At 51.2% G+C, this 19,943-nt stretch carries 20 protein-coding genes; 11 read left to right on the top strand and 9 right to left on the bottom strand.

Features of this window, described 5'->3' with window-relative positions; all coding sequences use genetic code 11:
• Positions 1-83: 83 nt before the first annotated feature.
• A complete protein-coding gene (locus CWO84_RS11665; protein WP_101052800.1) occupies positions 84-368 on the bottom strand; it encodes a hypothetical protein in 285 nt (94 codons plus the stop codon).
• Between the two features lie 391 nt (positions 369-759).
• Between CWO84_RS11665 and CWO84_RS11660 the strand changes: the two genes are divergently transcribed.
• The 4 genes from CWO84_RS11660 to CWO84_RS11645 are packed head-to-tail and all read left to right on the top strand — an operon-like array spanning position 760 to position 4,765.
• Entirely contained in the window at positions 760-1,752 is a 993-nt protein-coding gene (locus CWO84_RS11660) for a spore photoproduct lyase family protein (RefSeq protein ID WP_101052896.1), read from the top strand.
• Complete coding sequence (locus CWO84_RS11655) at positions 1,740-2,453, top strand: SDR family NAD(P)-dependent oxidoreductase (protein ID WP_101052798.1); 714 nt, start codon at positions 1,740-1,742, stop codon at positions 2,451-2,453. The genes CWO84_RS11660 and CWO84_RS11655 overlap by 13 nt, the downstream gene beginning before the upstream one ends.
• Positions 2,454-2,459: 6 nt before the next feature.
• Positions 2,460-4,064 (top strand): NAD-binding protein, encoded by a 1,605-nt coding sequence (locus tag CWO84_RS11650; protein WP_101052796.1) that lies wholly within the window; start codon positions 2,460-2,462, stop codon positions 4,062-4,064.
• Positions 4,061-4,765, top strand: coding sequence for an NAD-binding protein (locus CWO84_RS11645; RefSeq protein WP_033156927.1), 705 nt, complete (start codon positions 4,061-4,063; stop codon positions 4,763-4,765). Before CWO84_RS11650 ends, CWO84_RS11645 begins: the two co-directional genes overlap by 4 nt.
• A 28-nt stretch (positions 4,766-4,793) precedes the next feature.
• Here the strand turns inward: CWO84_RS11645 and CWO84_RS11640 are convergent, their stop codons facing one another.
• A complete protein-coding gene (locus tag CWO84_RS11640; protein WP_101052794.1) occupies positions 4,794-6,014 on the bottom strand; it encodes a potassium/proton antiporter in 1,221 nt (406 codons plus the stop codon).
• A gap of 321 nt (positions 6,015-6,335) precedes the next feature.
• Between CWO84_RS11640 and CWO84_RS11635 the strand changes: the two genes are divergently transcribed.
• The 5 genes from CWO84_RS11635 (at position 6,336) to CWO84_RS11615 (ending at position 12,066) form a co-directional block, all read left to right on the top strand.
• Positions 6,336-7,289, top strand: a complete 954-nt coding sequence (locus CWO84_RS11635; protein ID WP_101052792.1) for a universal stress protein — start codon at positions 6,336-6,338, stop codon at positions 7,287-7,289.
• A gap of 70 nt (positions 7,290-7,359) precedes the next feature.
• Positions 7,360-7,857: a disulfide bond formation protein B gene (locus CWO84_RS11630; protein ID WP_101052790.1), complete on the top strand. Its 498-nt coding sequence runs from the start codon at positions 7,360-7,362 to the stop codon at positions 7,855-7,857.
• A 402-nt stretch (positions 7,858-8,259) separates the two neighbouring features.
• Positions 8,260-10,467: a primosomal protein N' gene (locus tag CWO84_RS11625; RefSeq protein WP_101052788.1), complete on the top strand. Its 2,208-nt coding sequence runs from the start codon at positions 8,260-8,262 to the stop codon at positions 10,465-10,467.
• Between the two features lie 173 nt (positions 10,468-10,640).
• Complete coding sequence (locus CWO84_RS11620) at positions 10,641-11,393, top strand: DUF5765 domain-containing protein (RefSeq protein ID WP_101052786.1); 753 nt, start codon at positions 10,641-10,643, stop codon at positions 11,391-11,393.
• A gap of 1 nt (position 11,394) precedes the next feature.
• Positions 11,395-12,066, top strand: coding sequence for an NAD(P)H-dependent oxidoreductase (locus CWO84_RS11615; protein ID WP_101052784.1), 672 nt, complete (start codon positions 11,395-11,397; stop codon positions 12,064-12,066).
• Here CWO84_RS11615 and CWO84_RS11610 read toward each other — a convergent pair.
• The 7 genes from CWO84_RS11610 to CWO84_RS11580 all read right to left on the bottom strand — a co-directional run bounded on the left by CWO84_RS11610 (position 12,063) and on the right by CWO84_RS11580 (position 18,699).
• Positions 12,063-12,620 (bottom strand): C40 family peptidase, encoded by a 558-nt coding sequence (locus CWO84_RS11610; RefSeq protein ID WP_240618033.1) that lies wholly within the window; start codon positions 12,618-12,620, stop codon positions 12,063-12,065. The genes CWO84_RS11615 and CWO84_RS11610 overlap by 4 nt on opposite strands.
• Positions 12,621-13,083: 463 nt before the next feature.
• Positions 13,084-13,995: a hypothetical protein gene (locus tag CWO84_RS11605; RefSeq protein ID WP_133120672.1), complete on the bottom strand. Its 912-nt coding sequence runs from the start codon at positions 13,993-13,995 to the stop codon at positions 13,084-13,086.
• A 302-nt stretch (positions 13,996-14,297) separates the two neighbouring features.
• Positions 14,298-15,722, bottom strand: a complete 1,425-nt coding sequence (locus CWO84_RS11600) for a hypothetical protein (RefSeq protein ID WP_133120671.1) — start codon at positions 15,720-15,722, stop codon at positions 14,298-14,300.
• A gap of 168 nt (positions 15,723-15,890) precedes the next feature.
• A complete protein-coding gene (dinB, locus tag CWO84_RS11595; RefSeq protein ID WP_101052778.1) occupies positions 15,891-16,982 on the bottom strand; it encodes a DNA polymerase IV in 1,092 nt (363 codons plus the stop codon).
• A 6-nt stretch (positions 16,983-16,988) separates the two neighbouring features.
• Entirely contained in the window at positions 16,989-17,291 is a 303-nt protein-coding gene (locus CWO84_RS11590; RefSeq protein ID WP_101052776.1) for a DUF4389 domain-containing protein, read from the bottom strand.
• A gap of 7 nt (positions 17,292-17,298) precedes the next feature.
• Positions 17,299-18,318 carry a DUF2333 family protein gene (locus tag CWO84_RS11585; protein WP_020484171.1) on the bottom strand — a complete coding sequence of 340 codons (1,020 nt, stop codon included), beginning with the start codon at positions 18,316-18,318 and terminating at the stop codon, positions 17,299-17,301.
• A gap of 108 nt (positions 18,319-18,426) precedes the next feature.
• Positions 18,427-18,699, bottom strand: coding sequence for a YcgL domain-containing protein (locus CWO84_RS11580; protein ID WP_101052774.1), 273 nt, complete (start codon positions 18,697-18,699; stop codon positions 18,427-18,429).
• Between the two features lie 74 nt (positions 18,700-18,773).
• Between CWO84_RS11580 and CWO84_RS11575 the strand changes: the two genes are divergently transcribed.
• Together CWO84_RS11575 and CWO84_RS11570 are read left to right on the top strand one after the other, a co-directional pair.
• The gene (locus tag CWO84_RS11575) at positions 18,774-19,376 is read left to right on the top strand and encodes a CPBP family intramembrane glutamic endopeptidase (protein ID WP_240618032.1); all 603 of its coding nucleotides are present in this window, start codon (positions 18,774-18,776) and stop codon (positions 19,374-19,376) included.
• A gap of 9 nt (positions 19,377-19,385) precedes the next feature.
• Positions 19,386-19,871, top strand: coding sequence for a hypothetical protein (locus CWO84_RS11570; RefSeq protein ID WP_240618031.1), 486 nt, complete (start codon positions 19,386-19,388; stop codon positions 19,869-19,871).
• The last annotated feature ends 72 nt before the right edge of the window (positions 19,872-19,943 follow it).

Here is a 19,943-nt window from a genome sequence, read left to right as displayed (position 1 = left end):
CTGTTCAAGCCTTACAGCGCTTTATACAGTTCGATAGTCTTGGTCAATTCTTCAGTCGCTTTAGCTACGTTACCGGCTTTAGACTAGATCTGTCCTTGCATCAAAGAGGCGTGAGCTTTTTTCGCGGCTTCGGAGTTGCCGGCAATCGCTTCGGAACTGGTTCTGGCGGCTTTCAGATGAATCTGCGCAGCGGAGAAATCGCTTTTGCTGACTTCAACCAGCGCTTTTTCGATGTGAGCGATAATGCCTGCGGCGCCTGATTGTGCTGCTGCAACTGGCGCTTCTTCAGCAGCAAAGGCACAAACGTTGACCAGACTCAAAGATGCTGCCAATGACAGCGTTAACACTGCTTTTGTAAATAATTTCATTAGATAGTTTTCGTGTGATGGTTAATAGGTCCAATGCCCTAAAAAACACGTCATCACAGAATAGATTTTTTGCACCGGCAACTTATAGGTCTAAGTTCGTCGTGAAGTAGCACCGGTACAGCACCCTTTGCCATATAGCCGGCAAAAGGCTTGAAGCAAATCCATGCTGATGGGAAGTATCTTTTTTCCTACTGGGTCCAATTGAAAAACGTTATTGTTTTTCAGGCGCCATCATAACGGATTTAGCATGCCGGCAACGGACCATTTGCGCCGGGCAGTTGCGACAAGTGGCCGCAACGCGCGGATTTGCAGTTTTATCGGGCGTAAGCTGGCGCCCCGTCGCCGGCAATCATTTATAATGCTCTCCCGCCTTTTGCCGCATTCAGCCACCATGATAGACACGCTATACATCGAATCCGCTATCGAGCAGCACCCGCGCGTAGCGACGATTCGGCGGCGTTTTCCGCAAGCACGGACAGTGGTTTGCGAGCGATACGGCGAGGTGTTCAATCCCAAGGCGCAAAACTTTCGCTTACAAAAGCAACATCCGGCCCTGATTCTGGCGGAAAAGTACCAAAAGTTCGTGTTGCCCGCGCCGGCCGGTTACGGTATCGGCGGCCAGCGCAATTATTATTTTTCGCACATGCTGAATTGCTTGTACGACTGCCGCTATTGCTTTTTGCAGGGCATGTACCAGTCGGCCAATTATGTGCTGTTTGTGAATTACGAGGACTTTCAGGAGCAGATTCGCCAGACCTGTCTGCAAACGCCGGATCAGGATGTGTATTTTTTCTCGGGCTACGATTGCGACAGCCTGGCTTTTGAGCCGGTCACCGACTTTGCTGAACAGTTTTTGCCGGTGTTTGCTGACTTGCCTAATGCCTGGCTGGAATTGCGTACCAAGAGTACGCAAATCAGAAGCCTGTTGAATCGCGAGGTGGTGCCGCGTTGCGTGGTGGCTTTCAGCCTGTCGCCGGATGCGGTGGCCGATAAAGTGGAAGCCAAGGCGCCAAACGTAGCCAAGCGCATCGAAGCCGCCGCTAAATTACAGCAACAAGGTTGGCAAATTGGTTTGCGTTTCGACCCATTGATTTATCAGCACGACTATCGGCAGCAATACCGGGCCTTGTTCGAGCAAGTCTTTGCGGTAATCGATGCCCAGGCCCTACATTCGGTCAGCTTGGGGGTGTTTCGCTTGCCTGAGCAATATTTCAAAAAAATGCATAAGCTATATCCGGATGAAAGATTGTTCGCCAGCCCGCTGCAAACCGCGTCCGGCATGGTGTCTTACCGCGCCGATTTGGAACAGGCGATGATGGCCGATTGCGCGCAAATGCTGCTGGAATATATCCCGCACAGCGCCTATTTTCCATGCACACTGTAAAGCGCACGGTATTGGTGACCGGCGCCAGTTCCGGCATCGGTCGGGCGATTGCCCGGCAATTGCTGGCGCAAGGTCATCAAGTGATTGGCACATCGCGCGACTGCCGGAAGTTTTCCAAACATCACCCCCATTTTATCGGCCGCGAGCTGGATCTAGCGCAATTGGCTGACGTGCCGCCGTTTGCCAAGCAACTGCAAAGCGATTTCCCGGCCTTGGATGCGGTGGTATTTGCCGCCGGTTACGGCCAATTTGGCGGTTTGGAACAGTTTTCCTACGCGCAAATCGAGACGCTGATGACCGTCAACTTTACCGCCCAAGCCTATCTGACGCGGGCGTTGTTACCGAAACTGAAGCAAAAAGCCCATGCCAACCTGGTGTATATCGGTTCGGAAGCCGCGTTAAAAGGCAGCCGCAACGGCAGCATCTATTGCGCCAGCAAATTTGCCTTACGCGGCTTCAGCCAGGCCTTGCGTGACGAGTGCGGTAAAAGTTCGGTGCGGGTGTCCTTGGTTAATCCGGGCATGGTCGATACCGCGTTTTTTGATGCATTGTCGTTCGCGCCCGGCAAACAGTCCGGCCAAGCCTTGCTGGCGGAGGACATTGCCGACGCGGTGTCTTATATCCTGCAAGCCGGCCCGCATTGCGTCATCGACGAAATCAATTTAAACCCCTCCAGCAAAGTGATCGAATTTAAGAACTAACCCCACATGCTAGCCAAACTCATCGTTTATTGCGCTTATTACCTCAAATCCGCCGACGGGTATCGCAGAGCCAAGCTGTTTTTTTACGATCTGTTAGAAAACAGCCATAGCCGCAAAAAGAAATATTTCGACGCGACGATGATCGGCTTGCTGATTTTGAGCGTGATTTTTCTGATTTACGATATAGAGCACGAAGACAGCAAGATGGGCGGTTATTTCGAGCTGGCGATTTTGATGATATTCATCATCGAATATCTGATCAGGGGTTGGATTTACTCGGACACCTATAAAGTCATCATTGAGGAATACGAGAAAGCGCTGTATTTGAATCTGGATTTCAATCTGCTCGGGGTGTTTCGCAAAGCCTTCGTCAGGGATATTGAGTACATCACCTCGCCGTTTGCGATTATCGATATTCTGGCCATTTTGCCCAGCTACCGGCCGTTGGCGATCCTGCGTATCTTCATCATTTTCCGGCTATTCAAACTATTCCGCTATTCCAATAGCGCCAAATTGTTCGCCGACGCTTTGGCGAGCAAACGCTTCGAATTGATGACCTTGTTGATCTTCACCTGCTTTTTGGTGTTTATCGCCAGCGTGTCGATTTACATGTTCGAGTATCAGGCCACCGATAGCGGCATCCATAATTTATTCGACGCCTTTTATTGGACCATCGTGACTTTGGCGACGGTGGGCTTTGGCGACATTACTCCGCAGACCACAGGCGGCCGCTGGGTGACAATTTTTTTGATACTGGCCAGCTTGGGCGTGTTGTCATTCTTCACCTCCATTCTTATCGCCGCCTTCAGCGAGAAAATGCTGTCGGTGCGTGAATCCAGAACCTACGCCGAACTGGACCGCTATGATAATTTCATCATCATTTGCGGTTTTGGCCGGGTAGGGCAGGAAATTGCCCGGCATTTACACAACGACAGACAAAAATTTTTAATCATCGATAGAGTGCCGGCGCGGATTGATTTGGCCAAGAAACGCGGTTATCTGGCGATAGAAAGCGATGCCAGTAACAATGAAGTGTTGATCAACGCCGGTATTTGCCGCGGTGCCAGCGCCATTCTGTGCATCACCGGCGACGATGTGATTAACGTCTATGTGACCTTAACCAGCCGGCATTTAAATAAAAACCTGCGCATAATTTCCCGCGCCAATCGGCATGACAACGTCAATAAGCTCTACCAGGCCGGCGCTGATAACGTCATCAGGCCGTTTGAGATTGCCGGATTGCTGGCGGCGGAATTTGTCGGTCAGCCCGTTGCTTTCGAGGCCATCTCCGGCATTTTGCATAATCAAACCGAGACGGTGATGGAGTCGGTATTGGTCAGCGAAAAGTCGCCGCTGGATAATCAAAAAATCGGCCAACTGGATTTGCAGCAGCGTAAGCTCACCTTGTTGGGAGTGATCAGCGACAATCCGATTCATCTGAAACACAAGAATAAATACCAGGTGAATCAGCAACATTTTTATTTCAATCCGGAAGTGGACTTTATCCTGCGGCACGGCGACATGCTGGTGTTATTGGGCCGTAAGTACGGTATCGATCATTTTCGCGATCAGGTGGAACAACGCCGTTTATTCAGCAGGCAGCCCAAATGAAAAACATCGCCGTATTCGGTTACAACCGGCTGTCGTTCGAGGCGATTAGCCGGCTGGACAAAGAGCTATATCAAATCACCGTGATCGATCATGATCCGGCCAAAGCGGCGCTGGCGCGGGAAAACGGCTTCGAAACCGCCAATATCGATTTCCGTAGCGACGACGATTTGAAGCTGATCGGCATTGGGGCGCATATCGATACGCTGTTTTGCTTTTTCGACACGGACTCGGAAAATGTATTTCTGACGCTATCAGCGCGGGCACTGGATAAGGCGTTGAATATCGTGGCGATTGTCGACAGTCCGGAGTCGGCGGAAAAACTGATAGCGGCGGGCGCCAACAAGATTATCGACCCTTACGAAATCTGCGGGCGCAAAATTCACGATATGTTGAAGCGGCCGGATATCAATGATATTTTCGATCACACCGTCTTCGGCAGACACGATCTGCATCTGGCCGAGGTGGCGATTCCGGAAAACAGCTATCTGGAGAATGCCCACGTCAGCCAGCTGCATTTAAGTTCACAGTACAATTTGATACTGATCGGTATCGTCAATAAACAAGTCAGCGAACGCCTGCATTTTGTGGCGGAGGAATTTGATCGCCGTTTGAGTGTTGGCGATATATTAGTGATATTGGGGCCCTCGCGGGAAATTAGAGCATTTAAAAAAGACGTCGAAAATGAGTTTTGTAAAATCTAGCCGGCACTTGAACTGCGCCCTGCCGATTTTATTTTTTCTCTGCCAATCCCAGCCAACGCGCCAAAGCCGCTAGCGAAAAACCCTGAATCAACACGGACATCACCACAATAAAACTGATCAGGACAAAAATCTCTCCGGCCTCTTTTATACCGGCCGCCAACGGGAAAGTCGCCAGTACGATAGGTACGGAACCGCGCAGACCCACCCAGGAAACCAGCAGCTTTTCCTTAAAACTGATCTTGGCCCACAGCAAACTGATGAAGACGCTGACCGGGCGTGCTACAAACATCAGAAACAAACTGATCGCCACGGCCACACTGGCCAAGGACGACAATTCGGCGCGATAGGGTACCGACAGCATGCCCAAGGTCAAAAACATGATGATCTGCATTAGCCAGGCGAAGCTGTCATGGAAGGCATTGATGTAGTGGTGGTGGGTAACTTCCCGGTTTCCGGCCACAATGCCGGCCACGTAAACGGCCAGAAAACCATTGCCATGCATGAATGTAGCGCCGCTATACGTCAGCAGCACCAATGCTATGGAGGCGATGGCATACAAGCCGGCCGAGCTTAAGCCCATGTGATTCAACAACCAGACCATGAAACGTCCACCGCCATAACCCACGGCCACACCGATCAACAGTTGCATAACCAAAAACATGCCGCCTTCCAAAAAAGCCGACTCGCCCCCGGTCGCATAGTTGAGCAAGGTGACCGTCAACAACACTGCCATCGGGTCATTACTGCTGGATTCCAGTTCCAGGAGCGGCTGCAACTTGCCTTTTAAAACGATTTGACTGGAGCGCAGCACGGAAAACACCGCAGCGGCGTCCGTGGAAGAGACAATAGCGGCCAGCAACAGGCCTTGAGTCAGCGTAATGCCATGAACGCCCAGCGAAAAGGTGCTGAATGAGCCGAGGATAAACCAAGCAAAGCTGCCTAACAGCAGCATCGTGATAAACACGCCCAGTGTGGACAGACACAATCCCTGCCATAACACCGGGCGAATATTGGGCCAATGCGAGTCCAGGCCGCCGGTAAATAAAATAAAAATCAATGCAAAATCGCCGATAAATTTTGCAATTTCCGGGCTATGTAGTTCCGGTCCGCCGAACTCGCCGATCAGCCAGCCGGTCAAGAGAAAAAACAGCAGCGAAGGAATGCCCACTTTGCTGGCCAGTTTGCTGGAAAACACGCTGATTAATAGCAGGCTGGCGCTAACTAGACTGACCAATTCGATGGAGGGCATGGGCGATTCTCTGTGATCAGGAATTTACGGTAGTTAAGATGTATGGGCAAATGAGCGGTCTTGCAAGCTTGAGCCGGCATGTTCGGTCCAAGCAAATCGTGTCTTACTTCCCACGTCGATTTGTGCCGTGCCGATAAACAGCGGCGATTGCCTCACTTGCCGTGACGCGGTAAAGTCTGAGGCCGGAGTGTAAGCGCATGGCCCCGCTGAAAACGGAGTTTTTTGGTACTGGACGCGCATCCGCCGCCAAAGTGGCTTTCGATTGCCCGGACAATATAGCCGGAATCTAAGCATTTCGGCTATTTATACGATCTCAACACCATGGCTATGAACCGATTCAAAAACATCCTGTATGTCGCCGAATTTGCCGTCGACCAGCGGCAGGCTATCGAGCGGGTGATCGCGTTGGCGGCAAACAATCAAGCCAGATTGACGTTTTTACAGGTCGTCGAACAACCGCGTCTGGGCGCTTTGCTTGAGCTTTATACGCCGGAGCAAATCGACAATCAGCTGCGCGAGCAGGAGCGCCAGAAGCTGGAAGCCTTACTGCTTGGCTACAGCAGCGTGAACCCCGTTGATGTGCAAATCCGGGTTGGCAGCCCGTTTATCGAAATTGTGCGCCAGACCCTGGATGGCGACCATGATTTGGTCATTAAATTGGCCGCCGGCGACCATGGTATCCATGACCATTTGTTCGGCAGTACGGACATGCATTTGTTACGCAAATGCCCGCGTCCGGTCTGGTTGATGCGGTCTGAAGAAACGAACAATTATGCCAAAATCATGGCCGCCGTCGATTTCGATCCGTGGTCCGCGGACGTAGCGGACGAAGGATTGAACCGCAGAATTTTGGAGCTCGCCAGTTCCGTAGCGCTCGCCGATTTCGCCGAACTGCATCTGGTACACGTTTGGGACTCGATGTTGAGCGCGTGGGCAGGCGAAATTCCGAGTAAAACCGTCGAAATGCAGATTGAAGCCGAAAGAGCCCGCTATCAGGCCGGGCTCGATGGCTTGGCTGCTAAATTACGGCATTGGATAGGCGATGAGGCTTACAATTACTTATCGCCGAGGCTGCACTTGGTCAGAGGGAGTGCGCGGGACGATATTCCGGCTTTGGCGGCAAGATTGGACGTCAATTTACTGGTGATGGGAACGGTGGCGCGTACCGGCATCAAAGGTTTGATCATCGGCAACACTGCCGAAGTCATCCTTAACGGTATCCACTGTTCAGTGCTCGCAGTCAAGCCGGACGGTTTTGTTTCTCCTTTGGCATGAACAGGGTTTGAGCCAGCTTTTGCCCTAAACCGAAGTTTTGCAGTTTCCGTATTAATCCAAGACATAGAAAATGAATTTTTTAAAATTTAATCCGCGTATTTGTTTTTTCCTGGGCTTTGCCGCTTGCGCTGGGCTGTTGGCGGTCGGTGCTTATTTGCAATTTGTCGAAGAGTTGGAACCTTGCCCGCTGTGTATTTCGCAGCGCTTGGCCATTTTGGCGACAGGCGTGATTTTTTTAATCGCTGGTTTGCATAATCGCGGTCGCAAAGTTTATGCGCTGTGCAGTGCCGCTGCCGCGCTGATCGGCGCCAGCGTCTCGGCCCGGCATGTCTGGTTGCAACATCTGCCGCCCGAAGAGGTGCCGGAATGCAGTCCGGGGCTGGAATACGTGTTTCAACATTTCCCGCTGGCGGATACGATCAAATTGATGCTGACCGGCACCGGCGAATGCGCGAAAGTCGATTGGACCTTGCTGGGCCTGAGTATTCCGGCCTGGACCTTGTTCGCGTTTTTGTTGTTGGCGGGATGGGCATGCCTGCAATTTTTTAACGATGCCGATGCCGTCTAGCTTCGGGATTCGCAAATTGGTTCAGCCATGTCAAAAGTCGCCGTTGTGTTAGCTCCCTGATTTTTTCGCGGCACCCAATTGTTGCAACTGCAGCAGTTACCGCGTCGAATCGATACAGCTTCGCAACAGGTTATGCACAAAAACGGAGCATAGCTTGCGTAGCATCGCAATAGTGCCTGCGATATTTAACACAGATTAATTTTTTACGTAAGTTATTGATTTATAATCGGCAAATTAGCTGGCTTAAATTTGCACAATTTAACAAATGTGTAATAAAAACCGACACTAAGCGATTCTCTCAAAAGCCTATCCACAGAGTTATCCACAGCTTTTGTGGGTAACTCAGATTCCTCAATCCTGTTAACCACTTAGCGATCTAATATCAAAAAAACATCACGAGACATGCCTAACTGTGATACTTCCGGCAATTTAATTTTGAAAGTTGCCGTGCCAGTTCCGCTGGACCGCTTATTCGATTATTTGCCGCCATTCGGCGTTAATGTGTCGGAATTGCAAGCAGGTGTTAGAGTGTTGGTGCCTTTCGGTAAGCGCCAGCAGGTAGGGATTTTGCTGGCCGTCGCGGACAATTCCAGCGTCCGGATGGATAAACTCAAACCGGCTACCGCCGTTCTGGATACCCAGCCGCTATTGGCGGACACCGACATCCAGTTATTACGCTGGGCCAGCCGCTATTATCACCACCCGATTGGTGAAGTGCTGGCAGCGGCGTTTCCGGTGGCCTTGCGCCAAGGCCGGCCGGCTTTACTGCAACACCAACCCTGTTTCGGCCTCAGCCCGCAGGGTCGGCTGGTTTCCCCGGAACAATTACGCCGCGCACCCAAGCAACAAGCACTATTGGCTTTGTTGCAGTCCACCGGGAGTGCGATGACAGCTGCCGCGCTTAGCGCCTACAAGCCGGCGTTGAAAGCCTTGCTCGACAAGGGCTTGGTCACGGCGCACGAATCCGCTCCGGGCGGCGGATTAGCCGTCACTAAGACCGCGTTACCGGCCAACCCCGACCAGCAGGCGGCTATCGATGCGGTCATCGCCAATCTGGGCCACTTTGCCGTATCCTTGCTGGAAGGCGTGACCGGTAGCGGCAAAACCGAAGTGTATATGCAGATCATCGCCGAGGTGTTGGCGCAGGGCAAACAGGTGCTGGTTTTACTGCCGGAGATCAGCCTGACGCCGCAATTGGAGCAACGTTTTCTAAAGCGTTTTGCCGTGAACCTGGTGTCCACGCATTCCAAGTTAACCGATAACCAGCGTTTGCATGCCTGGCTGAGCATGCAACAAGGCCATGCCGCCATCATGCTCGGCACCCGTTCCGCGCTGTTCACACCAATGCCGCGCCCCGGCCTGATCATTCTCGATGAAGAGCACGACAGCTCGTTCAAACAACAGGAAGGTTTTCGCTTTTCCGCGCGGGACGTCGCCATTGCCAGGGCCAAGGGTTTGGGTATCCCGGTGTTGTTGGGTTCGGCGACGCCGTCGCTGGAGAGCATGGCGAACGTCGCCCAGCACCGCTACCAATTACTGCATTTGCCCAATCGGGCCGGCAATGCCACGGCACCGAGCTTTCAGTTATTGGATATTCGCAATAAAAGAATGCAAGCCGGCCTGTCTGAACCGCTGCTGGCGGAAATCCAAGCTACGCTGGCCAAAAAACAACAAGCGCTGATTTTTCTCAATCGCCGCGGCTATGCGCCGGTGCAGATTTGCCATGGCTGCGGCTGGGTCTCGCGCTGTCGGCGCTGCGATGCCAATTTGGTGATTCACGCTGCCGACCGCTTGCTGCGCTGCCATCACTGCGGCAGCGAACAATCTTTGCTCAAGCAGTGCCCGGCTTGTAAAACCGGCGAATTGCAGGCGCTGGGATTGGGTACCGAACGTATCGAACAGACCCTGGCAAGCTTGTTTCCGGACAAGGTGGTGGTGCGATTGGACCGGGACACCACACAACGCAAAGGTTCGCTGGAACAATATCTGGAGCAGATTCACGATGGCGGGGTCAATATTATTCTCGGGACGCAAATGCTCGCCAAGGGCCACCATTTTCCAGGGGTGACGCTAGTCGCCATTTTGGATATAGACAGCGGCCTGTTCAGTATTGATTACCACGGTAGCGAAAGACTGGCGCAATTGATCGTGCAGGTCGCCGGCCGGGCCGGGCGGGCCGATCAACCCGGCAAGGTGGTATTGCAAACCCGGCATCCGCAACATCCCTTGCTGGAGACTTTGCTAAGCAAAGGTTATCGGGCTTTCGCGCAAAGCGCCCTCCAGGAGCGGCGGCAGGCCGGCTTGCCGCCGTTCGGTCATCAGGCCTTGCTGCGGGTGCAAGCTGGCAAGGCCGAGGAACCGCAACAGTTTTTACAGGCGGTTTGCCGGAAAATCAGCGAGCTCAATCCCGGCAAAGTGCAGGTTCTGGGGCCGGTGACGGCGCCGATGGCTAGACGCGCAGGCTTATTTCGTTACCAGTTGCTGTTGCAGAGTCCGCAGCGCAAAGAATTGCATCAGTTGCTGGACAATTTGTTGCCCGCCATTTATGCGTTGAAGGAAGCCAAAAAGGTACGTTGGTCGCTGGATGTCGATCCGGTGGACTTGTACTAGCCTGTCCGCCAAAATCCGGCGATTTAGTCCGGTTTATGTAATAATTCCCGCCCTTTACGACGGACCGTAGCAAAACCCATAGACATCTAAATCAGTAACTTAAGCGCCGTTGGATGGCACGCTAACAAACTAGATGTCTATGCCTATAACTAAAATAAAGAAGGTATTTTTCAATGTGTTGGAGTGGAGAAGCGTCAGGCGTTCTGGCTGCCGCAGGTTTAACGACCGCCGTTTACGTGGCTTACAAAGGCGAATCCAAGGAGCTATGGATTCCGTTAACTTATTTTGCCCTGATGGAACTGCTACAGGCGGCAACGTATGTGTATATCAATCTGTGCGATAACCCCAATAATCAGGTGCTCACCCTGCTCGGTTATCTGCATATCGCTTTCCAACCGTTTTTCGTGAATATGGTGGCGATGTACTTCATTCCGGAAAGCGTCAAATTAAAGATTAGAACCACGGTTTACACCTTATGTGCCATCAGTTCGTTGGCGATGCTGATCAAGATGTATCCGTTCGCCTGGGCCGGCGACTGCGTGCCCGGTACTGAAGGCTTTTGCGGAGTACAGACCTGCTCAGTCTCCGGCGAGTGGCACATTGCCTGGCAAATGCCTTTGAACGGTTTGATGTCGCAACCCGTGACTTGGTTGTTTGGGTTTAATTGGGGCTTGCACGCATTTTCGTACATCCTGGCGGCGTTTTATCTGCCTATCATTTACGGTTCCTGGCGCTTTGTGGCCTTCCATTATTTGATCGGACCCTGGATTTCCGACGTGACCACCAACGATCCGAACGAGTATTGCGCGGTATGGTGTTTGTTCTCGATTGCGTTGTGCGTATCGGTAATCAAAACCCCGATCAGAAAACATTTACACGTGAAGAAATGGCCGTTTTATCACCGCGAAGTAGGCGACAGCTTGTAACATGACCATCAGTAAACAGGATATTCTCGACGCATTTCAATTTCGTCACGCCTGTAAGGAATTCGACGCCGAGCGCAAGATCGCCGGCGCGGATTTCGATTTTATTTTGGAAGTTGCCAGGCTCTCGCCTAGTTCCTTCGGGCTGGAGCCTTGGCAATTTTTGGTCGTGCAAAACCCGGATTTACGCGAAAAACTGCGGACTGTTACCTGGGGCGGGCAAAAGCAGTTGCCTACCGCCAGCCATGTGGTGTTGACGCTGGTGCGGAAAAGCTATTTCATGCGCTACGACAGTGCCTATCTGCAACACATCATGCGCGAGGTACAGCAGTTTCCGGAAGACATCATCAGCCTGCGTAGCGGCTTGATCGAGAAGTTTCAGCGCAGCGATTTTGATTTACTGGGTTCCGAACGTACGCTGACCGATTGGGCCACCCGGCAAACCTATCTGCCGCTAGCCAATATGATGACGGCGGCGGCGCTGATCGGGATCGATTCCTGTCCGATAGAAGGTTTTGAGCGTGTGGAAGTGGAGCGGATCTTGGCGGAAGATGCCGACGTAAATTTAGAACACTGGTCCGCGGCGTATATGGTGGCGTTTGGATACCGGAAAAATCCGCCAGCGCGGCCGAAGACCCGGCAACAGCGCGATGCGGTGGTGCGCTGGCTGGATTAATTCAGACGGCAGCCGCTGTAATCGCTGTCGTTCAGCGACAAGGAATAACGCGCCACAGGACGGCGCACCCCGATAAAGCGTTCCCGCCAATATGGCTGTCTTAAGTCGGAAACCATCACCTGCCCGGTCCGGCTACTCGGTGCATGCACGAACTGCTCACCGCCAATATAAATCCCCACATGCGAAAACGGCCGCTCGGTGGTGAAAAACAACAAATCGCCCGGTTGTTTTTGCTCGGGCTGCACAGCCGGCAATTGTCTGGCTAAGGATTGGGTATCGCGCGGCAGACGCACCCCCTGACGGTTATAGACGTAATAAACCAAACCGCTGCAATCAAAACCCTGGCTGGGCGATTCCCCTCCGTAAACATAAGGCGCGCCTTGCAATTGCAGCGCATCATTCGCTGCAATCCGGTTGCCGCCTTCGGGAGCGGGTAATACCGTCAGCGGCGCTTTTTCTTTGTTGGCGCAGCCGGTAAGCTGACTCAGCATGGCAACCGCCACTATCTGAACCAGCAGTAATAAAGCGCGGCGGTAAGATAGACAGATGGACATCGGATTTATCGGCAATAAAATCATCAATTTGCATATTATAGACAGGCTATTCGCCGTCCGCTCGCCGTATATCGCTAACCGGCTATGCATTTGTTAGCCCGATCCAGATATTGAGAGCCTTGGATAGGCCATTAGCTGACCATCGCATTTTGGCTTCATTGACCCCAGTGGAATGCATAGCTGCCTGATAGTGATTATGATTGTACGACCGGCGCTGGTCTTGCGTAGCCTCGATGCAGCGTTAGCGGAATCGAGGGTGTCGACCATCTGTCACCAGACTAACCTCGGCAAATTTTAAGGGTGTTGGCATTCGAATCCTCGATTCCATCGAGGCTACTTGCTGTATATTGCTAACCGGCTATGCATTTTAATGCCCGGTCCAGATATTGAACGCCTTGAATCGGCCAACTTCTGCCGTTCGAGGTGTCTTTGTCAATGGCTGGTATAGATCATAAATTGTTCACTAATGGCAAACAGTTGATACCAGTTCTTCGACACGTTTCGAAAAGTCCTGTGAGTGAACTGATCTATATTGTCCAAACACTTCACTTTCGATCTTCTTAACGGCATCGCATTGGCAGAATTTCCTAAAAGATTCTGCGAAATGCCTTTCTGCTACGATCGTAAGGGCTTTGGAATGTTCGGACATTTTTCTTTGAAATTCACCGGTGCCATAAGTAAGTGGCTCTATTAAGGGATCTTGAGAACGGTCGTTCATTCGCGCTTTATAAAGCACACGGAACGTAAACGATCTTCGCTTTGATGCAATTAGTTCCTCGTCCCTTCGATTAACCGCATCAACAAGCGACAATAGATCCTCACGCCCTATCCCAACTGTCTCTACCGTTATCTTATCTGCAAAAGCGCTAACGGAAGCAATGTCTAGCGAAGTTATTGCTTTGACTACTTGAAGATGAACACTTTTGCCTTTAAGAAGTGACTCAATCTCTCTGTTCGCCATTTCTTTTGCCCTCGCCTGTAGTTGTAGGTACGTTTCCACCATGGACCTACTTTTCTCATCAAGCTTCGGTTCAAGAATTAGGCGCTCTAGAGACCACTCTTTAACCATGCGCGGCCAGATTACTATGCGCATGAAGCCAAAAAGTCCATCCAATCTGCAGGAGTCAAATGGTTGTGATCCCGGTTGGCAGTAAGGGCGAAACCAATAACGCAACTCCTGACCCGAAACAGTCACGATATTCTCATTTATTGCGCACTCACTCTCTTCAATTAGCCTGTTTGTGTGGAGCATCCTAATAAAGTGCTTTGGTTGTTGTGGATGAGTAGGATACGCTTGATCAAGAATCCACTCTAAAGACCGAATCCTTCGTTCAATAGTGGTTTCAAAGGAATTCCAATTAAAGCCTGTCGTCACGTTGATAGCCTGAGTTATTTTAGTTCGTCCAACGCGGTTTTGAGCCGATAGCCGAAGCGTCCGATCATATGCAATTGATTTACGTATATCACCTGTAACAGGTAATTGTGACCGGGTATGATTAAATTGCCGCCATTGAATCAGATTGGTCGACAGACAACAACTGGTCGATTGTGACAATTCATCACTTCCAGAAACCGCAATTCTCTACTGGCATAATCTCAAAGAAATTGGCGGCTGACTGTAAATTTGGAACAGAGATGGTTTGGGTTGGCATATTCAAACTGCAAAACGCCAAATTATTATTTGGCTTTTGCCAACCAGGGACGCGCCAGCAACAGCAAACTAAGTAGGCTGCAAAAAACCATGTAGTGTGAGTAACGAAAATCCGGCGATGGGGCTGCCAGCATCAAGCCCAGCTCATGCAGGATGGCGCTGGAAGTTAGGCAAATGACTTCGATATTAGCCGTCACGCCAAGAAACACAGCGGCAAAAAATAGACAAATTGTCAGCATAAAATAAGGCCAGGGTTGAAAAAACCAGTATTCGACGTACTTGGACATACCCGCCTCCAGCCACTCTTGTAGTTTGGTCGTTTGTGGATGGGAACCATAGGCTTGCTCTAAGTCGCTGGGAAAGTCTTTGCCCATTATTACCGGGCTCCAACTGTTATCGGGCACCAAACCCAACACATATTTCGATACGGCCAAGCGGTGACGCACCCATAAAACCGGCTCTTCGAGTATGGTGTGTATCCACAACTTATGCAGCGTTTGTCGTTGCAGGTCGGAGAGGCTTTCAAAGCCATGGATCTGCGATTCCATCGAATTTTTTGGCAACTGCAAAGTGGGCGGCTTGGTGCGGAAAACCTCCCGCCAATACATCGGTGTATAGGCTTTTAGCAAGGGCTCGACAGAGCCCGCTGAATTTAGGCTGCCAGCCAATTGATCGAAAATAGCTTGTTGCCTGCTTTTATCTTCAAGCCGTTTGATGACACCGGCAATATCAAATGAGGCGTTGGCGACCCAGGGATAGGTATGCCTGTCGGCAAGCCGGTTGTTTATCGCTCCGGTGGTCATAAATAAAACAAGCGCAAGCGCCGCGCCGGGAACGGCTGCGCGGATCAAGCCCAGTAGGCTATTTTTGGGATATAAGCGATATAAGGCAAAGCTGAGTATGGGGATTGTGGCGAACAAGGCATTGTGTCTGATCAGGATGGCTAACCATAAGACTAAAGCTGTCAGTGCGAACAGCAGAAACGCAATGTGCGGGAGTTGTTCGTCATGATTTTTTATATGTCCCGCGATGCCGAAAGCCGTGAATAGCGCGCCCCACATCAGCATGTCTTTCAAAATCGCGCCGCTGATACCGAACAACGGCGGCAAAAATAATAGTGCGCAAAGCAATGGCGCTAAGGCTTTGCCGCCATAGGTCTTAAAAAAGGCTTGAAAGCTCAGGTAGGCGCCGGTCCACACCAGGCTAATTTGCAGAAACAGCATGCCCGCAGGGCCCGGCAGGATGCTATCGGTGAAACGCCAGATAATAGCCATTAACGGCGGATGCCAGTCGGAATAGACGCCTTCGCGAGCCTCAAGGATTTGATTGACCGCGTCATAGCACATGAAGCCCGGATACATGATGCCGAGATGGATAAGGAATCCGCAGATAAAAATCCATTCGGCCTGCCGCATTTCCGCCACCGCGCTAATTTTTCGAGCCAATGACATTAAGTTTGACAATATTTGAAACCGCAATGTTGAAACCGAAGTATTTCCGGTGGGTTCAAAGCTTGTTGAGCCACACAATCCCCCACCCCGATTAAGACTGTCGTGAAAGCCACTATCTTGAAGAAAGGAACTGCCCCGATGATAGCCTCGTATTATGGCAAATCCGTTTCAGCCTAGGTCGAACAAATCCATCTGCTTATACTGACCCAAGCGCTTATCACCATTTTCCAACCCGGATAAGGTCACACCCAGTAATCGAACTTTGGCGGTGCCGATGCCGGTATTTTTCAGTAATTCGGTCAATAGCAGTCTAGTGTTCGGGCTATCGCTGATCGGTTCTGCCAAGGTGCGTCCTCGGGTAATTTGCACAAAGTTTTGATATTTGATTTTCACAGTTAGCGTATAAGCTGTCAGCTGTTTTTCCGCCAATCTGATTAGGGCTTTTTCCAGCAAATCCTGCAAATAGCGCAGAATGGTGCTCAGGTCCGCGATGTCGTGGTCGAACGTGGTTTCGATACCCACCGATTTGCGGGCTCGATTGGCATTGACCTGGCGCGGATCAATACCCCGGGCGATATCGTAATAATGTTGGCCGGCTTTGCCGAAATGCCGTTGCAATTCCGCCAATGGCAGTTGCTTTAGATCCTTGCCGGTGACGATGCCCAAGTCGTACATTTTCTGTTCGGTGGCGCGGCCGATGCCATGAAACTTGCCGATAGCCAGATTTTCCACAAACTCCGGACCTTGTTCGGGCGTAATCAGATACAAGCCGTCCGGTTTGCCCAGATCCGAGGCGATTTTTGCGAGAAATTTATTGTAGGAAATGCCGGCGGATGCCACTAACTCGGTTTGTCGGCGTATCTCCTGCTTGATGTGCTTGGCCAGCAAGGTCGCGGAGCCTTGGTATAGTTCGCTATCACTAACATCCAGATAGGCTTCGTCCAGCGACAAGGGTTCGAAATGCTCACAGTAACGAGCGAAAATACCCCGGATAATCTCGGAAGCTTCGCGGTAAACATCAAAACGCGGCTTGACGAATACGGCTTGCGGGCAGAGCCGGTAAGCGTGCGCGGAAGGCATGGCGGATCGCACACCGAACTGGCGGGCCTCGTAACTACAGGTGGCGACTACGCCGCGCGAATCGGGCTTGCCGCCGACGATGATGGGTTTATCTCGATAGTGGGGATGGTCGCGTTGTTCAACCGCCGCATAAAATGCATCCATGTCGATGTGGATGATTTTGCGCGGCGATGCTTCCATTGAGGTTTACTGCTTGCCGAGCAATTCCAGTTTGGCGGTTTCGTTCCAATCGGAAAACGGGAACGGCAGTTGCTCGGTATTGAACGTCAAAAACAGCAGAATATGATAATGGTAAGTGGACAGGCTACGGCCGAAGTTAAGGATGTTGGCATTAGCATCGCCGGTAAACATCACGGAACCGACCTGCAGCAAGATTACCAGCCACAACAACAGTTTAACCAAGCTGTCGATGGCCGCGAACACCAGCATGAAAATGATGCGTTTCCAGGTCTCGATTTTTTTCAGGTTTTCGTTAATTTGTTCCTGCATGATGGCATTAACCTCTGTTCATCACGTCCCGCAAGTCCAGCGCAGCGGCATTGGCGCGAGCAATGTAGTTAGCCATTGCCAGCGAATAGTTGGCGAAGATACCAAAACCGTCGCCGTTCAATACTACCGGGCTTAAGGTGGGAGACAAGGCGTTTTCCAGGGCTTGGATCATATTGTCCAGAGTGTTCATCGCCCGCTTGTCCAACAAAATGTCGGAAAAGTCATGCTTGATGGCTTTCAGAATATGTAATAACGCCCAGCAGGAGCCGCGCGCTTCGTAGAATACGTTATCGATTTCCATCCAGGGCGTTTGGCCGATGGTCGGCATATTGATGTCGATCGGATTGGACGGGTCGCCGTGGGTTGCACCGGAAAATTTGTCGGTACTAGCCGCCAAGCGGGTCGAGAGACCGCCGAGTCGCTTGATGACAACCTCGGTATATTGCCACAGGTTATCCGCTCTGGAGTGGAACTGCGCGGCTTTTGACGTGGAAGACGGGTTTTGCAGGCGAACCATATAAGCGTGCAGCGCTTCGATACCTTTTACATATTCCGATTCGGTGGACGGCAAAGCCCAGGAATTGCGTTCGTAGTAAAAGTACGGCTCGGCTTTTGCCAAATCGGGATCTTCGGCAGATTGTGATTGGTCGCGGGCGAAATGGTTACGTAATGCGGTGGTGCCGTCGCGCAACATGACCAGTGCGCCATACTCGAAGTTTTGAATGTTATCGCAAAACAGACCGGGAGGCGCCACGTCGTTGGACAGGTAACCGCCGGATTTGAACAGTATTACGTCGGCGATATGCGCCAAGGTATTGGCATACACATAGCCAATCGGCATTTGATCGGTATGCGTGACATTCATCCGTTCGATCGCTTCGTCCTGAACGCTGAATTGCTCGGGCTCGCGGCTCCACCATTCGCCTAACACCAGCATGACAATCAGAACAACGCCTAACAGCGAACCAAAACCCCAAAGTATGCCCTTAGACTTTGCGTCTTCGTAAGCTAATGGATTATCTGACATGTGGTGCGTATCCTGGTCTGACTAAATAAGTGAGCAAAAACCGTGCTTTCCGATAAAGATTTTTTGTGAGCATGTTAGCACGGATATACCAATATGGCGCGCCCGATTTCAGTGCAGTTGCTTGTCCAGCGACGCCGGCATGGCACTGATCAATGTCGGTGGTAATTGCACGAAAAAGCCTTTGCTTTGCAGGCTGGCAATGACTTTTTCCGGATTTTCCCTGGCTAATTTGCGATCCGGGCTCAACTGCAACTCCATCACAAATGTTAAGCGGCCAAGGCTTTTGAACAAGGCTTCCGGTACGGCGGAAAAGTCGTCCTTTTTGTCCAGATATAAATAGAGTTCGTCTTTTTTCAGGCTTTTATAGATGAAACATTGCATGATGATGACCTGTGATCGCTAATGCTGCCAATTCTAATGGTTTTTGTTTAGAATTTTCAGTCCCCGTTTGCCTAATGCCCAACATCATGGAAAATCAGCCCGCCGCTTCAAACGCTTTTTTCAGAATTGCCTGTTATTTCGAGGGTTCTTTAGCGGTATTGGCGCTGGCTTTGGGCTGGCTTGCCGACCTCGATCCGTTCGCCAGTCTGGCGTTTTCCGAGGCAGCATTAGGGATTGGCTTATTCGCAACCGGGCCGCTACTGGTATTGTTTTTTGCGATGCAACAGCTGAGCTATCCGCCCATCCAAAAGATTCGCGATTTACTGCTGGAAACCTTGGGCGCTAGGCTGGCATATCGGCATTGGACCGATTTGCTGATACTGGCTGCGATTGCCGGCTTTGCCGAAGAAGCGCTGTTTCGCGGGTTTTTACAGCCTTGGCTGGAAAATGGCTGGGGTGCGAGTGTAGGCTTGTGGGTTAGCAATGTGCTGTTTGCCTTGGTGCATGCGGTCACGCCGCTTTACGCGGTTTTAGCGATGTTGATGGGCTTGTATATGGGGGTAATGCTGGATTATGGCGGCGAACGCAATCTGCTGATGCCCATGGTGATTCATGCCGTTTATGACTTTGTGGCGTTTGTTGTTATCCTCCGCGACTACCGCAACCGCGCTCGTTAGGAGTTATCGATGTCCGTTCAAACCCAGCCATCAGTCGAAGATTTGCGTCCGCACTGGCTTATCTGTACAGGCGCGTTGCTAACGATACTGGGCTACAACCTGGCTTGCCATTTCTGGGCCAGCGAATTGCAACTAGGCGTTGACGAAGCGCAACGAGTGCTGATCAGGAGTGTGCTCTACGGCTTAGCGATTTTGTTGTTTCCTGTTGCTAAACTGCTGCGGCACATCCTGCTGCGTCTGAATCAAACCATGCCGGGACCGAAAACCGCTAAGCAGCGCTACTTGTCTACGATAATAGTCACGCAGTTTTTGATTGAGCTCGTAAGTTTGTTCGGCTTCGCGATGTTCTTTCTCGGCGATGGATTTAACACCTTGTATATTTTCAGTGCGATGGGCGTGCTGGGAGTTTTCCTGCATAAGCCCAATACCAGCGAATATTTAGCGATTGCGGCGGCACTCTCAAGCGAAAACCAGCACGGACCTAAATACCATTGACTATTTCCGATTTTTCGGATTGCAGGTTAAGTTGTACAATGGCTGGCTTATTTACGATTAGCCACCCGGTGT

The sequence above is a fragment of the Methylomonas sp. Kb3 genome (assembly GCF_002834115.1).
Taxonomy (GTDB): domain Bacteria; phylum Pseudomonadota; class Gammaproteobacteria; order Methylococcales; family Methylomonadaceae; genus Methylomonas; species Methylomonas defluvii.
The sequence above is the reverse complement of the archived record's forward strand: the minus strand, read 5'-3'. Positions and strand labels throughout refer to the sequence as shown.

Bases quoted from the DNA above. Each gene is read 5' to 3' on its own strand.
- CWO84_RS11665 (WP_101052800.1), bottom strand. From the start codon at position 368: ATGAAATTATTTACAAAAGCAGTGTTAACGCTGTCATTGGCAGCATCT.
- CWO84_RS11660 (WP_101052896.1), top strand. From the start codon at position 760: ATGATAGACACGCTATACATCGAATCCGCTATCGAGCAGCACCCGCGC.
- CWO84_RS11655 (WP_101052798.1), top strand. From the start codon at position 1,740: ATGCACACTGTAAAGCGCACGGTATTGGTGACCGGCGCCAGTTCCGGC.
- CWO84_RS11650 (WP_101052796.1), top strand. From the start codon at position 2,460: ATGCTAGCCAAACTCATCGTTTATTGCGCTTATTACCTCAAATCCGCC.
- CWO84_RS11645 (WP_033156927.1), top strand. From the start codon at position 4,061: ATGAAAAACATCGCCGTATTCGGTTACAACCGGCTGTCGTTCGAGGCG.
- CWO84_RS11640 (WP_101052794.1), bottom strand. From the start codon at position 6,014: ATGCCCTCCATCGAATTGGTCAGTCTAGTTAGCGCCAGCCTGCTATTA.
- CWO84_RS11635 (WP_101052792.1), top strand. From the start codon at position 6,336: ATGGCTATGAACCGATTCAAAAACATCCTGTATGTCGCCGAATTTGCC.
- CWO84_RS11630 (WP_101052790.1), top strand. From the start codon at position 7,360: ATGAATTTTTTAAAATTTAATCCGCGTATTTGTTTTTTCCTGGGCTTT.
- CWO84_RS11625 (WP_101052788.1), top strand. From the start codon at position 8,260: ATGCCTAACTGTGATACTTCCGGCAATTTAATTTTGAAAGTTGCCGTG.
- CWO84_RS11620 (WP_101052786.1), top strand. From the start codon at position 10,641: ATGTGTTGGAGTGGAGAAGCGTCAGGCGTTCTGGCTGCCGCAGGTTTA.
- CWO84_RS11615 (WP_101052784.1), top strand. From the start codon at position 11,395: ATGACCATCAGTAAACAGGATATTCTCGACGCATTTCAATTTCGTCAC.
- CWO84_RS11610 (WP_240618033.1), bottom strand. From the start codon at position 12,620: ATGTCCATCTGTCTATCTTACCGCCGCGCTTTATTACTGCTGGTTCAG.
- CWO84_RS11600 (WP_133120671.1), bottom strand. From the start codon at position 15,722: ATGTCATTGGCTCGAAAAATTAGCGCGGTGGCGGAAATGCGGCAGGCC.
- dinB (WP_101052778.1), bottom strand. From the start codon at position 16,982: ATGGAAGCATCGCCGCGCAAAATCATCCACATCGACATGGATGCATTT.
- CWO84_RS11590 (WP_101052776.1), bottom strand. From the start codon at position 17,291: ATGCAGGAACAAATTAACGAAAACCTGAAAAAAATCGAGACCTGGAAA.
- CWO84_RS11585 (WP_020484171.1), bottom strand. From the start codon at position 18,318: ATGTCAGATAATCCATTAGCTTACGAAGACGCAAAGTCTAAGGGCATA.
- CWO84_RS11580 (WP_101052774.1), bottom strand. From the start codon at position 18,699: ATGCAATGTTTCATCTATAAAAGCCTGAAAAAAGACGAACTCTATTTA.
- CWO84_RS11575 (WP_240618032.1), top strand. From the start codon at position 18,774: ATGCCCAACATCATGGAAAATCAGCCCGCCGCTTCAAACGCTTTTTTC.
- CWO84_RS11570 (WP_240618031.1), top strand. From the start codon at position 19,386: ATGTCCGTTCAAACCCAGCCATCAGTCGAAGATTTGCGTCCGCACTGG.